The organism is Paenibacillus xylanilyticus, from assembly GCF_013359935.1.
In the GTDB taxonomy this organism is placed as follows: Bacteria; Bacillota; Bacilli; order Paenibacillales; family Paenibacillaceae; genus Paenibacillus; species Paenibacillus xylanilyticus.
Genome location: NZ_JABMCB010000201.1, coordinates 554143 through 567928, shown reverse-complemented (window position 1 = coordinate 567928; position 13786 = coordinate 554143). Strand labels below are relative to the sequence as shown.

Genomic DNA, 13786 nt, shown 5'->3' with positions numbered 1-13786 from the left:
GGCTGGTCGCTTATATTTTGAAGCATTTGATCGATAACGGGAAGTTGAAACCGCCGTTGCCGCACCAGCAGAAGACGATTTCAACCTGGATGGGGCCGGTCAAGTAAGTCGGTTCGGAAATGTATACGAAGAATGGCCGTTCCCGGTCGGTGGCCATTTTTACACAAAACTCTGTCTTTCCACTCTGTCTGTCCAACGAAGTGATTAGGACATCGCTATTTCACCACGGCCCCCTCCTGAACATATGAAAATGATTAAAAACTACCCATGACGCATGTGCATCATGGGTAGTGCTGTTGTTACCAGAAGAAATTAGTTGAATTTTCATGAATATACCAGAGTAGATTTGGCGTATTTCTTTCATTTGATTTTCTGCAGCTCTTAAACCGTCGCTATACATAATGGGTAGACGATACACCATTAATACCCGCATAAATTATTCTCACATCATAATCTGCTAATTCTTTTATTAATGTCTTCTGGAAAAGCCACGTAGTCAACAACTACATCATAGCCAGAATCCATCAAATTCTTTGTCAAACTGAATACGTTTTTCCAGGTCAAGTCGTTTGTTTCTTTATCTAACCAGGGTTTACCTCGTCCTTTAACTGGAAGATGACTAACATCATCACCAGAAATATACACATTTTTATTCAGGGCTTGAACTAGCATTTTTTTTGAAGTAGTGGATTTCCCCACTTCTGCCGGGAAACCTGCTGCGCCCAATAGCAAAGCCCCTGTACAAATAGAAATCTTATACGGTACGTACTCTGCCGTTCGGACCCAGCCCAAGAAATCCTCATCAAATCGAAGCATTCTAGTTGATAATCCACCGGGAAAAACACTAGATCAAAATCACCTAGATCAGGTAACACTTCGTCGGATTTCATTTTCAACCCCCGATCATCTGTAATTTCATCCTTGTCTGCACAGAATGTCCATGATACGTTTTCCTTCGTTTTTAGAATCACTAGCCAAGTCACCGCTTCATAAAATCCAGCAAAGTCCATGCTTGTCATTCCATCGAATAACACAAACGCCATTTTCATTGCCGCCACCATTCCTTTCATTCCCTGAATAATAAATAAAGTGTTTGATCAAGAGATCAAACACTTCGCCCAGGCGTACGGCATATAAAATATGTGCCACCCCGGTTCACTCCACGTTTACGCCAGTTACACATATCAGATATTTAACACTAAATATACATGACATCTTTTCTATTTGTAAATATATATAAAATTTATACATGCTTTCACTTTTATCTGGTTTTGATCTCGAGCTTAATTCCTATCTTGAAACATTTATTTCTAGACAATCTGCTTTCACTCCTTACAGTATTCGAAGATTCTGCAAATTAAGATAAGCATATTTATTTTCCTACATTTTGTTGAACTAACCTGCCCGTTAGCTGAGTAAATACATCAATCCAGCAACTGCAAACGAGCAGACACCTGCTAGAGCAGACCATGTCGCAACTTTCTTCTTTATTTTACGGTCTTCCTTAGACTCTGAATAAAAATTACCTCTTTGTTGGTAACCAGTCGTCCATGCTCCAATGCAAAGTCCAGAAACAAAAATGAGAATGATCCCTAGATAAATAAAAAAATTCATATTTCATCTTCCTTCCCAATCACCCTAGTTTTTAATAAAACGTTTATTACAGGGAAAGGTTGCAAGCGAAGAAGTGAAGTTCTATTTACATTAACCTGCCTGTTAGTTTAACGAAAAAGACAGCCGATCAACTTGCTGGCTGTCTAAATTTAATTATCATACATCGTCATAATCGGGACTCACGGCAAACTTATGCTTCTAAATACATTTAAAATATCACGAATCTCCAAATATTCTTATGGGTAAATATATGATCGGTGGTGTTGTGTGGTCTTCAGTTTAATTAACAGAGGTATCAACGTTATAGATTTATAGTTTTTCCGCATCAGTTAAATCCTAATTCATATGGAATTATTTTTTTATGTTTCCGCTACTAGTTCCTTTACTTTTGATTTAAAAACACTCCATTTTAAATCATCCCCTACCCCATAGTTCCACCCACTTGAACGGAGCTTATCGCCTAAATAAATGAAATTAAAACGTTGTTCATCGTTTAAAATAACATCAAAAGTTTCTTCACTATACTTAAACTTATACAAGTACTCGTGCAATTCCCAGAGGATATCTTCTTTATTCTTGTCTTCCTCCATTACATGGCTCAAGAGAATTGAATCAATGGCATCATCAAGCTTCTGTGTAACAAGAGGCTCGTTCTTCCAATTATTATCTATCTGGTACTGTATAGTCTCTTCCAGTTGAGCTAAATCTCTGTAAATGTTTGAATTCAATAATTCATATCTAATATCTTGTTTCCTGCTTGCACGTTCATGATTTTGAAAAAACGCCAAATTTCCGAACAGTGACACTACGAGGAGTACTTTAATCCAGTCTGTTTTTTTCATATTACCTCCATCGTTCATACGTTCATTTTAGGCGATCAGTCTCTGTAACCGATCAGTTTTAATATAATTAGATGGGACCATCTGAAATGTCTATAGCAAACCAACCTGTCCGTTAGTTGCACTAATGCATCTGATCAGGTTGGTCAACTACTTTCTTTTTTGACTAACTTAGTTCAATAGCTTGTGGTAATATCCACTCGTACTCCTTATGTAATACATAACGATGGACGCTTATTGGACTTTTCATGAGATACCGACCTCCGTCATTGACTTTATTGGCTTAAATGAGGAGATGTGTCACTTCAATTACATTCTCCCTTGATCATAATGAGGGATCTCGTTTCCTTCGATTAGACTTCGTACTCCATTTTTATAATAGGGCATTAGCTCATCGGCTCTGTCCAAATCCATCCAGGCAATTTCAGATATTTCATTAGGCCTTATAATCTCTAGGGTTCCTCCAATGACCTCAGATCTAAAAGTGAAGAACATGGCATGCTCCTGCTTTTTCTCGAATATACATTCATTGATGGCAACGATCCCATGGACTCTTACATCAAGTCCTGTCTCTTCTTTGGCTTCTCTGATGGCTGCTTGATCCAATGTTTCCTCTCTTTCCACCGCACCACCAGGTAGCGACCAACTGGCATTGCCTTTATTCTTGACCATTAAGATTTTGGAATTGGTATCATCCAGGATTAACGCATAGGACACGTCAACTCTTCTCATTTAGTTCTCTCCCTCGGCAGTTATTTTGAGATTAATTTGCAAGTGCGTACTTTTCCATCCAGAAGTGCTATTTCGCTCTCCATTCAGCAGCTTTTAATCCATAGATTACTCGGTCCAGAAACCTTCCATTAATGTACTCGTAATCTCTTATTTGGCCCTCAAGTGTAAACCCTAATTTCTCAGGGATCGCACGGCTCTTGGCATGATCTGTGGCCGCTCCGATTTCAATTTTATTGAATTGAAGTTCGTCAAAAGCGTAATGGATAAGTACTTTAATCGATTTCGTAATAATTCCTTTTCCCACATATTCTTGACCTAGCCAATATCCCATTTCCGTTTTCTTATTCTCTTGATCTAAATATAAGTATCCAATAGAACCCACTAGATGATCCCCACTCCATATTCCTAACCAGTAACCCTCGTCCTTGGCGTATCTTATGCGCGTTCTTTCTATAAAGGCCCTAGAATCAGCCACTTCTACAGTCATACTGGGAAACTTCAGCCACTTCCCAATATGGTCTCTGTTTCTGTCAATCAGATGAAACAATTGATCTGCATCTTTGGTCTTCAGTAAGGATAAGTGTAAGGAATGATCTATTTCAAATTTGAACATGATTCGTCCTCCTCTATATTCGATTTTAAGTGCGCATGCTCGATGCGTGAATGTAATGTATCAGATATACCGGGCTTCATAAAATTTACTTACCGGCCACTGCTTCTGTATTTGTTAATATGTTTTCCTACTATTTCTCTGGCATCTTCATATATCCCTATGACTTCATTTAATTCGTTTTTTAATTCTATGTTGTTATCCCAGTAATCCTTATCTACTTCAAGGATGGAGCAAAATAAATCACCAACATATAAATCTCCTGATTCCAACGGATTCTCCCCTAACCGCTCCAGCGCTAGAGGTAAAAGAAAATCCAAGCTGATCTGTTGTCGTATTAAAAGTCTCAAATCTTCATTACTGAACTCACAGAGTGGTTTCTTTCTTAATGCATGTGCACGAATCACTAATCTAGATTTAAAATTCGGTTCACCCCAACTTTCTCCTTCCAATTCGTCGAGGGTTCTCGTTAAATCGATTGGCCCCATGCTTTCCCGCTCCTAAATAATTATTTTCTGGTGTTTCACGAAAGTTATAATGCACTTGATGCCTGGCGCAGGGCAGATACGTTGCTGTTTCGTGTCATTAACTTACGGACCCGAGGCCTCTTAGAGTTTAAAGTTTTCTTGCTTTAATAACGAAGGTTACGGGAAACATCCTCGCTCTTTTTAATAGATTATTATTATTTTCATCATGCAGTTGTAATATGTCATTGTCGGTTTCTTCAATCATCTGCTCTATAACAAATCCTGCTCTGGCCAATTCATTGATGTAGGTGGATAATTTACGATCAGATAAGGTTAGCTCGCCTTGAACAAACTCAGGAGATACCGAATACCAGGATTCATCGAAATAAGACTTGGTAAAAACAAATCTATTATTTTCTTCCACAATACATTTATGTATAGGATGAGACCAACTAAAGATAAATACGCCGTCTTTTTTTAAATAAGAAGCAATCCGGCAGAACGTACCTTCAAGATCGGTTGTCCAGCCTATGGCATAGATCGAATAGACAAAATCAAAAGCTTTTTCCCTGAAACATCACCAAAAAGTTGGCACTTCTCTTCTGAGGTGAATGCTCCATATAAGGGAAGTACGATTGATTTTAAAAAGTCCTTTCCTTTGGTATCGTATCCCAATAGTGGCTGTTTGTTTCATAAACACTGTGCTTGTTCATCCTGATGACCTCCTCTAAAAGGTTTGTTACACTGGCAGTTATTTTCTTATGAGTTGTTTATGAATTTGTCCATAATAAAGGAAGCCCAATAAGTAAAAGAGTAGAATCAGTTGTACTGACTGCGCTTGCAAAATCCAATTATTTTAATAACTCTTGAGCAGTTATATTTACTTCTTCAAGTTCTTCTCCTTTCGTTGGTCTGTATGCAATTCTCTCAATATCTTCTTGTAAGCTCTGTATTAATTCAGTTGGTAATTCCATTACAAAATATCTTAAACACCATTCTTTCCAGATATCATCCTCACCAGCGATAACATTTCTTATATACGGTATTGTTTCCTGAGGGACAGTTAATAGTAATTTTGATATTTCTATAGCAATTGGCCAGTTGATGTCCTGCAGCCACTCTAATAATTCTGGTATTAGTTTTATAAGGTCTAGTTGATCTATATTCTTTAAATCATTTACTCTTTCAAAATCATGTTTATCTCTTGGTAAGAGAGTATGGAGATCGCTCATGGTTTTAGATCCTTTCATGTTCTCGGATTAACTAAAACAAGTACATATCATAATCATATTTCCATCTGGATCTACGGACCTCACCCTTAATATCTACACCAAGAAGTTTGCCATACCATTCAACTGATTTCTCTAGATCCGATACATGCACAAATATTGTGTCCATTCTATTTATTATTGGACTTTTCATAAGATACCGACCTCCGTTATTGATTTTATTGGTCTTTTTAACCTGCTTCATTAGGCATATTTAGAAAACATGTGTCCTTCAAACACTATGACTCGTTTGAATAATAAGTAGAAAAGTATGATTTTAGCAATCGTGAATCTGCTTTTTCTTCATAAACCAAATCCATCAGCTCTCTCCACTGTTTTTTAATTTCATTATAATCAGCATCAACTATTCTCTGCTCACTAGTATTATTTTTAATAATTTCTAATATCTCTTCTAACTCCATTACATTCTTAACAAGTACAGAGTAATCTTTTTCTGTGTTAATAATATCAAGTAAATTAGTGTGAATACTTTTATAAAAATGTGAAATTTCACTTACCGAATCATATCGATTTTGATCTCCTGTGGTATTATTCCAATGAGTAGCCGCAATCGATGATGTTTCTTCAGCTATTTTCATATTAGTGACAACTTCATTAAGCCAGACTCTTATCCCTTCTTCATCCATTGTTTCATTCTTGATTCTTTCATTAATTAAATGTGTGTAGTCGTAACTAAGTAATATCCCATATGAATAAAATCGATTAACTAACAAACGATAGGTTTCTGTTTCTGCTTGTCTAACGTCCCTGTAATTCGTAAAGGTTAAAATATTCGTTAGAACTAGAATCAGTATGATAGCTATACTGATAATTTTATATCTGTTTGTCATTAACTCCTCACCCTCTTTATAATTTTGATTCTTGTCTGTTCTTGAAACACACAAGCTCTTATTCGCTACCTTCTGAAAAATCCTCCAACACCTTAGACTTGTCTCCGTACACCTTTTCCAGATGCTCTTCCCCCCAGTAACACAAATGGTCTAGGGCAGGCTTTAATCCCCAGCCGTAGGCCGTTAACTCATACTCCACTCTAGGGGGAACCTCCGAATACACCTTCCTTTGCACAATCTCGTCTTTTTCCAAACCTCTTAGCTGAGTTGTCAGCATCTTCTGCGTAATTTCAGGTATTAACTTTCTAAGCTCTGACGTGCGTTTCCGTCCAGTCATCAAGTGATAGATAATCAAAGGCTTCCATTTTCCGCCCATGACCTCCAAGGCCGCCTCCACACCCACTTTATATTTTTTGGGAGTGTTCGTTCCATGTTTCGACATTTTGTATCCCTCCAAGATCTGGCTATGTCTGAGAAAATACATACCCCTCTTACTTTTTTCATTTCTTTATTTAAGCCAACTTTGAGGCATCAATTTAGGGTACTTTCATGTTCCTATGGCACTTCATTCTTCCTATAGAACATCAAAGTGCGTACTTCCAGATTATTTCATACCTGTTTATAATAGCATCAGCCATGGAGCCATGGCTACCAAACAGCGTTGTAGAAAGGTAGTGAAATACATTATGAACGTATTAGTGGTTGTGTCGCATCCGAGAAAAAATTCCCTGACCTTTCAGGTTACCGATCGTTTTGTGCAGGGTCTTACCGAGGCTGGTCACGGTTATGAGATATTGGATTTGCACGAGGTCAGCTTCGACCCTGTTCTTCGAGGCATGGATGAACCAGACTATACCCAAGAACATCAGGTGTTCTCCCCTGAGATTGAAACGGAGATGGAGCGATTGAAAAAGCATGATGCTGTGGCTTTTGTGTTTCCTCTCTGGTGGTGGCATCTGCCAGCCATGTTGAAAGGGTACGTGGATCGTGTCATGAACAACAGTTTTGCTTACGGTACGAACAAACTGCACCATCAGCAGATATTGTGGATCGCACTTGCGGGAGTTACCGAAGAACAGATGCAGAAGCGCAACTATGGCGAATCGATCACGAATCTGCTCAATGTCGGTATTGCCGATTACTGCGGTGTGTCTCATTCCAGCGTTGAATTTTTATATGAGACGTTGGATGCCAAGCCTGAGCATTATGAGATGCTGCTCAACCAAGCGCATCAGTTGGGTCTGAATTATGCCAAGAACCATACGCTCCAAGATGGGGTATCAAGAATCTGATTCGAGTCTATTCCTGAGTGCTATTGAGAAAATGGGTCAACCTTATATCATGCTAAACACTAACAAGAATGGCATGAGAATTGAATTTCCATTATCCAAGCAAAAAGGTCGCTCCGGAGAGCGACCCTGTTCTGTACTTAGAAATTATTTTACTGTCGAGAAAAGAAACTTCTCCAGCATGGTGATATCGGTGATGCTATCGTTACAAGCCTTGTTATCCATGCATACATACTGGCCGATCGATGCAAAGTTATCCGCCGAATGCCCCTTCATCTTTACGTTGAAGAACCCAAGTTCCTGATGGCGATGGCAGAACATGCAGTACCCCTTCTTGTTCGTGGCTGTAATCCGTCCCTCAATCCCGAGAAACTTGCCTTCGTGTGGATACACAATGAACAAGCGGCTCGTCGCAATGTCGATCCATCTCAGATAGGTCGTGTGTGCATAATCCATGGATTCCAGATCGGGCAATTTGAGCTTTTTGGCCTTCGGAAACAGCTTCTGAATCTGCTTCGCTGACACTTCCGGAAATGGAATCAGATATTCCTCAAGCTGGTTCATGTACAATTGCACGTCATGCGGCGTATCATACGTGGATAACTGCTCCAGCAGCTCCTTCTCATCCGGAGTGAGTTCGTTGAAGCTGCCAACTGCATTCGTACCGACTGTATAACGGACGGTCTCCAATACTTTTCGATCCACGACCGAGCGAAGCGTTTTAAGCAGGAAATCAGCTTGTTTTTGAATAAAATTAAATTGATGATTTTGAATAAATGGTGTTTGCATGGCGTTCAGCCCCTTATTTTTATTGGACAAACAAATAAGGTGCAAAGCCTGCAGGGTGAAACATAATGATGCTTTCAGGGCGATCGATTTTATTGTCGTCGCGCCCTACACAAAGTCCGCCCCTATTCAGGCTTTGCGTAAGGCCGTTCTAGCGAACGAGCAATCCGGCACTGCCAATATTGCCACGGTATAACCCCCAATGCAATAGATATACCGGAATTATAACAGGATTGGGAGTGTATGGGCAACGGGCTTCGTTCCATCTGCACTTTTCAGAACATATGTACAAATCTTAGGTTCACAAATGACAAAGTCTAAAGTTCTCTGAATCTATATGAATTTGTTATGATCTCATTCTCTACCTCAACTACAATTGCAATACTGTCTACTTCATCCTGTAAAGCAAGGTATAGCCCCTTTAACTTAAAATATTCTGTACCTTAACAATAAATTGGTCCTTGGAAGTATGATAGATTAAGGTTTTAATCATATATTTAAGAATTCTCGGGTGGCTTCTACACCGCTTACAGGAATAATCACAGCGACCTCATCTATAAATTCTTGATTTTCTTTCCCTCTAATCTTAGGCTCCGCTATGTACCCTAATGCGAAAAAAATAGATACCTGTTAGCTGGCATCGATTTTTGTTCTGATATTTCCTTAAGCTCTCTCCTATTCCGTATTTATTGGACCTAATTGATATCTTTTCTAGTAACAATCTCGACAGATATGTTTCTATATATGGAAATTTTCATTCATTTCACTATCCTTCGATATATTTTAACACATTATTCCATAAAATTTATTGAATGGTAGGCGTAAACACTATATAATTATGGATATATTTCCCTATAAAGGAGGTAAGAGGGACAAAAAAGATTCAAACTATTATCTAAGGAGGATTTAAATCTATGAGAAAAGTAACAAGTATCCTTTTGTCTTTTTCTTTATTTCTAATGTTAAGTATTCCTGTTTATGCCGAAAGTAGTAATGATAGTGCACTCACAAAACACTTTGGAACCTATATGCCAATTAAACAATTCGATGAAGTCTATGGTAACAAAAATAGTGTTTCTCATGTAAATGATTTAAAAAGTTCAGGTGCATCACTATCTCTTGGGGATATAATCATTGATCAAGATAACATTAGCTTTAATGCTAAAATTGAGTATAACAACTCTACCAAGCTATTAAATGCGGAAGGTAATTTACGTAGTAGTTACAAGCAAGAAGAAGGCATTAACAGTGTAATCGGAGAAATGGTTGATCAAAGTAATGATTTTGACATTCTACTTTTTGAGATTTATAACGACAATCATCTGACAAAAAATTTAGTGAATAAAGATCTTGAAACTCAACCACATGTTAAATTATATCTAACTGATAGGGAATCAAATATCTTGCTGTTTGAATTTAAAATTCCAGAATCTTTACTCAATATTGAAACAAATAACTTAACTCCATCTGATGCACAACACGATTTGTTTTGGTTTGTCAGTGTAGTAAGTCCAACTGAACAAAAAGAGATTCCGGTAGATGAGACCATGCTCAACATAATAGCTGAAAACGAAAAAAGTCTCGTATCTCCTTCAGCAGTTGGTAGTTTTACAGATTGGGTGCATCCAACAACTTATACCAATACATATTATGTAGCAGGCGATGAAATCAAAAACTTTTCACTTCCATATGGTTCGTGGAAATCATTAAATGTAACACCATCCTCTACTTGGATAAATAGCTTTAAAATAGCCGAGCATGTTACGGTTAATGGAAAGACTACAAATGCTCAAAACCTATTCACATACAAAAATGTTAAACTTACTACCGGGGTTGGGGCATATTCTTCCATTGATAGATCATTCATTGATGGGAGTATGGTCGGAAAAGGATCTGGATCAGCTTTAGCAATGAAAATTGCTGAAACACTTTGGTCCAAAATTAATGTTGTTGGTCTTCCTTCGTTAAGTAACATAAAAAGCTGGATTACTGCATCAAACCAAGCACTAACTAGTAAAAATGTTACTTTAGGTAGCACAAATGTCAGATTAAACACCAGTCCAGCGGCTATTTCTGGTATTTCTTCAGACAGTTATACCCTTCATAAAAATACAGGTAGTAATACCGGGCACTACTTGACACTTCAAAGTGATGTACAGTTTAATGGAAATTCGGGGCAATCCTCCTCTGCTGCCAATGGTGTAATGTATGTTAGCTGGGATGTTTATTTTAATGGTTCAAAATATAATTCAGGTGAAAAAACGCTTGAGTTCCAATATAGAGTAAATAACTAAGCATTTTGAACTTTATTAAAGAATAGAATTCAGAAGGAGAAGTGGGCATTATACACCATATAAAATGCACCACTTCTCCTTACAAATTCACTTATCTCATAATTTATTACTGTATGAATAAACAAAATAATAATTATTGTGAGGGCCTAAGATGAGATTACAAAGGAATATCTCCATTATAATTAATGTGTCATTAACATTATGTCTAATTATTTTAACTGTGTTCTCTATTCATCAATACAAACTTCAAACTTTGTATAAAGATTATTTATCACAAAACTTATCCCATGATATCATCTCGCTGGCACAGGCCATTCAGACTAATAATAAGATATATGAACAAATATTACAGACAAATCCAACTTCAAATTCTTATCATAATGGACTCAATGTGCTTTACAACAACTATAGATCAATAGGTCCCATAGCTGATACTTATTCTTTAATGTACAATCAATTTCAGGGTTTTAAAGAATCTAACTCTTTGAATATCAAGAATTTTTCAAGTTCTGCTCTAGAACAGATGAACTATTTACAAGAATTAGTCAACAGTGATGCTCCAATCGACTCAAAAACCAAAGTTGCTTTGGAAAAATATTATTCTTTAAATTCTGAATGGCTAAAAATAATCGAACAGAGTGAGCTCCTTATAGTTAAGGAGAATGGGGAAATTAGTTTTAGAAACGGGAACAATTTAACTATCAATGAGTTGAATTGGGCTAATTTATTTAAGGACCTGGAGGCTCAAACCAGTGTTTTTTTGAAAAAATATGATACAGGTAATATCTAAAACAATAAGCCATTCTATTTTCTTTTTCATAGCAAGGTTGTCATTGGTTAAATCGAGATTCAAAAGCTGGGTTTGGACTACTCAAACAATAGCCTCCTTTTCCATCAAAGGTTAAAAGCATTTTCCACTCTTATTTCCCCTCGCTTTCCAAGAGACTTCGAAAAAAGAGCCACCTCCCTGGCCTGAGGCCAGTTCAACAGCTCCTTTTTCACAACCCTATTCATTCCGCTCCACGCGGCTACTCCTTCACAGCCCCAACCACAATCCCGGTCACAAAATAACGTTGCAGGAACGGATATACGAGCAGGATTGGCAGCGCGCTAATAAAAATCTGGGACGCTCGAATCGTCCGCTGCGACAGGTTCGCAATCGCTTCCGGATCAAGCTTCGTCATGTCGGCCTGCACGATGATCGTTTGCATAAATGTCGCGAGTGGCAGCTTTTCCGAATCACGGATATAGATGATCCCGTCAAAATATGCGTTCCAATGTCCAACCATCATAAACAAAGAGACGGTGGCGATAACAGGCACGGAGACGGGCAGATAGATTTTGATAAACGACTGAAAATGCCCTGCTCCATCGATAAAAGCGGCCTCCTCCAGATCCTTCGGCACCGTGCGGAAGAAATTCAGCAGCAGAATGATGTTGAACACCGCCACTAGTCCCGGCAGAATGAGTGCCCATAACGTGTTCATCAGCCCGAGCTTCAGAATGAGGATATACCCCGGAATGAGGCCCCCGCTGAACAGCATCGTGACGACAAAATACCAGAGATAGATGTTGCGTGCGCGGAACACGCGCGTCTCCTTGGAGAGAGCATAGGCAGCAATTGTATTCACGATGAGTGCAAGCCCTGTTCCCAGCACCGTCCGCTCCACGGACACCCACAGGGAGGACAGAAAATTGGCGTTATCGAACGTCTTGGCGTATGCTTCGAGCGTAAATCCAATCGGCCAGAACGTCACCAGACCGGCATTCGCAGGTGCGGACGCGCTAAGCGATACCATCAGCAAGTGATAAAGAGGCAGCAGGCAGAGCACCGAAAGGATGGTCAGGAACACATTGTTGAAGATGCTGAATATACGGTAGGGCAGCGTTTTATGATACATGGCTCGTCATCATCCTTTCTAGAAAATTCGGTATCCGGCGAATCGGTAGGCCAGTCGGTAAGAGATCACGATGAGGATCAGACTGATGACCGATTTGAACAGATTTACCGCGGTAGCGAAGCTGAACTGCCCACTCAGCAGACCTTCACGATACACGAACGTATCGATGATATCCGCTTGCTGGTAAATTAATGGACTATATAAGTTGAAGATTTGGTCAAAGTTGGCGTTAAGCACATTACCCAGTGCCAAGGTTGCGATTACAATTCCGATAGGAATCAGCGCCGGAATGGTGATATAGATCGTCTGCTTCCAACGTCCCGCCCCATCCACTTCGGCTGCTTCATACAGTGACGGGTTAATGCCGGACAATGCCGCAAGAAAGATAATCGTGTTGAAACCAAACTCTTTCCAAACATCACTCGCAATGATCGTAAATCGGAACCAGTTGCCATCTCCCAGGAAGAAAATCGGCTTAATGCCGAACACCGAGACAAGGAACTGATTGAGAATGCCCGTCTGTGCCAAAATGTCGATCAGGATACCGGACAGCGTTACCCAAGACAAGAAGTGTGGCAGATACACGAGTGTCTGAATGGTTCTTTTGAGCGCCATCTTCCGTACCTCATTAAGCAATAACGCGAAGACAAACGGTATAATCAGATTCATGATGATTTTGGAGCAGGCAAAGAACAGCGTGTTCCACGTAATTTGCAGGAAATAATCATTTTCCCACATATACCTGAAGTGCTTCAGTCCCACCCATTCCGAACCCGCGAATCCAAGCGCAGGCTTGTAATCCTGAAATGCCATCAATATACCCGACATCGGAATATAAGAAAAAATAAAAACCATAATCGCCGCCGGCAGCACCATGAAGTGCAGTACCCACGGCTGTTTGTAGCGTTTCTTTTTCTTCTGTTCCAGCTTGTTCCCCACATTCGCCTGTGGGACCCGTTGACCCTCCAATTTAGCCTCCATAGTGCCTTCTCCTGTTCCCAAAAAAAGTTTTTGTGTGTAATGGGGTTCTCTGCTATAAATAGTATCAGGCCATTCTGAGCTCTGACTATATAACATTGTTAGGCCGGATAGGGTTTTGTTAGGGATCTCGTGATTACCAGCCTTTTTGAAAACG

The 13786-nt window shown here is 39.2% G+C and carries 16 protein-coding genes, 1 pseudogene and 1 riboswitch; of the genes and pseudogenes, 3 read left to right on the top strand and 14 right to left on the bottom strand.

Annotation, left to right across the window (positions count from 1 at the left end):
- Window positions 1–447: 447 nt before the first annotated feature.
- From HP552_RS26865 to HP552_RS26815, 11 genes and pseudogenes are all read right to left on the bottom strand, one after another.
- Entirely contained in the window at window positions 448–726 is a 279-nt protein-coding gene (locus HP552_RS26865; RefSeq protein ID WP_175398401.1) for a hypothetical protein, read from the bottom strand.
- Window positions 727–1109: 383 nt separating this feature from the next.
- Window positions 1110–1189: riboswitch (ZMP/ZTP riboswitch) on the bottom strand.
- Window positions 1190–1407: 218 nt separating this feature from the next.
- The gene (locus HP552_RS26855; RefSeq protein ID WP_175398399.1) at window positions 1408–1614 is read right to left on the bottom strand and encodes a DUF5316 family protein; all 207 of its coding nucleotides are present in this window, start codon (window positions 1612–1614) and stop codon (window positions 1408–1410) included.
- 359 nt (window positions 1615–1973) lie between these two features.
- Complete coding sequence (locus HP552_RS26850; protein WP_175398398.1) at window positions 1974–2456, bottom strand: hypothetical protein; 483 nt, start codon at window positions 2454–2456, stop codon at window positions 1974–1976.
- Window positions 2457–2762: 306 nt separating this feature from the next.
- On the bottom strand, window positions 2763–3185 hold the full coding sequence (locus tag HP552_RS26845) for an NUDIX hydrolase (protein ID WP_175398397.1): 423 nt from the start codon (window positions 3183–3185) through the stop codon (window positions 2763–2765).
- Between the two features lie 67 nt (window positions 3186–3252).
- On the bottom strand, window positions 3253–3798 hold the full coding sequence (locus HP552_RS26840; RefSeq protein WP_175398396.1) for a GNAT family N-acetyltransferase: 546 nt from the start codon (window positions 3796–3798) through the stop codon (window positions 3253–3255).
- Window positions 3799–3887: 89 nt separating this feature from the next.
- Window positions 3888–4283, bottom strand: a complete 396-nt coding sequence (locus HP552_RS26835; protein WP_175398395.1) for a contact-dependent growth inhibition system immunity protein — start codon at window positions 4281–4283, stop codon at window positions 3888–3890.
- Between the two features lie 127 nt (window positions 4284–4410).
- Window positions 4411–4975, bottom strand: a pseudogene (locus tag HP552_RS26830) (class I SAM-dependent methyltransferase).
- 138 nt (window positions 4976–5113) lie between these two features.
- Window positions 5114–5494 (bottom strand): DUF5071 domain-containing protein, encoded by a 381-nt coding sequence (locus HP552_RS26825; protein ID WP_175398394.1) that lies wholly within the window; start codon window positions 5492–5494, stop codon window positions 5114–5116.
- Window positions 5495–5525: 31 nt separating this feature from the next.
- Window positions 5526–5660 (bottom strand): VOC family protein, encoded by a 135-nt coding sequence (locus HP552_RS35840; RefSeq protein ID WP_376768992.1) that lies wholly within the window; start codon window positions 5658–5660, stop codon window positions 5526–5528.
- Window positions 5661–5769: 109 nt separating this feature from the next.
- Complete coding sequence (locus HP552_RS26820) at window positions 5770–6381, bottom strand: hypothetical protein (protein ID WP_175398393.1); 612 nt, start codon at window positions 6379–6381, stop codon at window positions 5770–5772.
- 58 nt (window positions 6382–6439) lie between these two features.
- The gene (locus HP552_RS26815; RefSeq protein WP_175398392.1) at window positions 6440–6823 is read right to left on the bottom strand and encodes a winged helix-turn-helix transcriptional regulator; all 384 of its coding nucleotides are present in this window, start codon (window positions 6821–6823) and stop codon (window positions 6440–6442) included.
- A gap of 244 nt (window positions 6824–7067) precedes the next feature.
- On the opposite strand from HP552_RS26815, the gene HP552_RS26810 reads away from it, so the two are divergent.
- Window positions 7068–7673, top strand: coding sequence for an NAD(P)H oxidoreductase (locus tag HP552_RS26810; RefSeq protein WP_175398391.1), 606 nt, complete (start codon window positions 7068–7070; stop codon window positions 7671–7673).
- 144 nt (window positions 7674–7817) lie between these two features.
- Here the strand turns inward: HP552_RS26810 and HP552_RS26805 are convergent, their stop codons facing one another.
- A complete protein-coding gene (locus tag HP552_RS26805) occupies window positions 7818–8459 on the bottom strand; it encodes a FusB/FusC family EF-G-binding protein (RefSeq protein WP_175398390.1) in 642 nt (213 codons plus the stop codon).
- A gap of 911 nt (window positions 8460–9370) precedes the next feature.
- Between HP552_RS26805 and HP552_RS26800 the strand changes: the two genes are divergently transcribed.
- Both HP552_RS26800 and HP552_RS26795 read left to right on the top strand, forming a co-directional pair.
- Window positions 9371–10750, top strand: coding sequence for a hypothetical protein (locus HP552_RS26800; RefSeq protein ID WP_175398389.1), 1380 nt, complete (start codon window positions 9371–9373; stop codon window positions 10748–10750).
- Between the two features lie 151 nt (window positions 10751–10901).
- A complete protein-coding gene (locus HP552_RS26795; RefSeq protein ID WP_175398388.1) occupies window positions 10902–11540 on the top strand; it encodes a hypothetical protein in 639 nt (212 codons plus the stop codon).
- Between the two features lie 238 nt (window positions 11541–11778).
- Here the strand turns inward: HP552_RS26795 and HP552_RS26790 are convergent, their stop codons facing one another.
- Both HP552_RS26790 and HP552_RS26785 read right to left on the bottom strand, forming a co-directional pair.
- Window positions 11779–12651 (bottom strand): carbohydrate ABC transporter permease, encoded by an 873-nt coding sequence (locus tag HP552_RS26790; protein ID WP_127539550.1) that lies wholly within the window; start codon window positions 12649–12651, stop codon window positions 11779–11781.
- 18 nt (window positions 12652–12669) lie between these two features.
- Entirely contained in the window at window positions 12670–13527 is an 858-nt protein-coding gene (locus HP552_RS26785) for an ABC transporter permease (protein WP_236146791.1), read from the bottom strand.
- Between the last annotated feature and the right edge of the window lie 259 nt (window positions 13528–13786).

Coding starts and splice junctions, on each gene's coding strand:
- HP552_RS26855 (WP_175398399.1), bottom strand. CDS start 1,614: ATGAATTTTTTTATTTATCTAGGGATCATTCTCATTTTTGTTTCTGGA.
- HP552_RS26850 (WP_175398398.1), bottom strand. CDS start 2,456: ATGAAAAAAACAGACTGGATTAAAGTACTCCTCGTAGTGTCACTGTTC.
- HP552_RS26845 (WP_175398397.1), bottom strand. CDS start 3,185: ATGAGAAGAGTTGACGTGTCCTATGCGTTAATCCTGGATGATACCAAT.
- HP552_RS26840 (WP_175398396.1), bottom strand. CDS start 3,798: ATGTTCAAATTTGAAATAGATCATTCCTTACACTTATCCTTACTGAAG.
- HP552_RS26835 (WP_175398395.1), bottom strand. CDS start 4,283: ATGGGGCCAATCGATTTAACGAGAACCCTCGACGAATTGGAAGGAGAA.
- HP552_RS26825 (WP_175398394.1), bottom strand. CDS start 5,494: ATGAGCGATCTCCATACTCTCTTACCAAGAGATAAACATGATTTTGAA.
- HP552_RS35840 (WP_376768992.1), bottom strand. CDS start 5,660: ATGGACACAATATTTGTGCATGTATCGGATCTAGAGAAATCAGTTGAA.
- HP552_RS26820 (WP_175398393.1), bottom strand. CDS start 6,381: ATGACAAACAGATATAAAATTATCAGTATAGCTATCATACTGATTCTA.
- HP552_RS26815 (WP_175398392.1), bottom strand. CDS start 6,823: ATGTCGAAACATGGAACGAACACTCCCAAAAAATATAAAGTGGGTGTG.
- HP552_RS26810 (WP_175398391.1), top strand. CDS start 7,068: ATGAACGTATTAGTGGTTGTGTCGCATCCGAGAAAAAATTCCCTGACC.
- HP552_RS26805 (WP_175398390.1), bottom strand. CDS start 8,459: ATGCAAACACCATTTATTCAAAATCATCAATTTAATTTTATTCAAAAA.
- HP552_RS26800 (WP_175398389.1), top strand. CDS start 9,371: ATGAGAAAAGTAACAAGTATCCTTTTGTCTTTTTCTTTATTTCTAATG.
- HP552_RS26795 (WP_175398388.1), top strand. CDS start 10,902: ATGAGATTACAAAGGAATATCTCCATTATAATTAATGTGTCATTAACA.
- HP552_RS26790 (WP_127539550.1), bottom strand. CDS start 12,651: ATGTATCATAAAACGCTGCCCTACCGTATATTCAGCATCTTCAACAAT.
- HP552_RS26785 (WP_236146791.1), bottom strand. CDS start 13,527: ATGGTGCTGCCGGCGGCGATTATGGTTTTTATTTTTTCTTATATTCCG.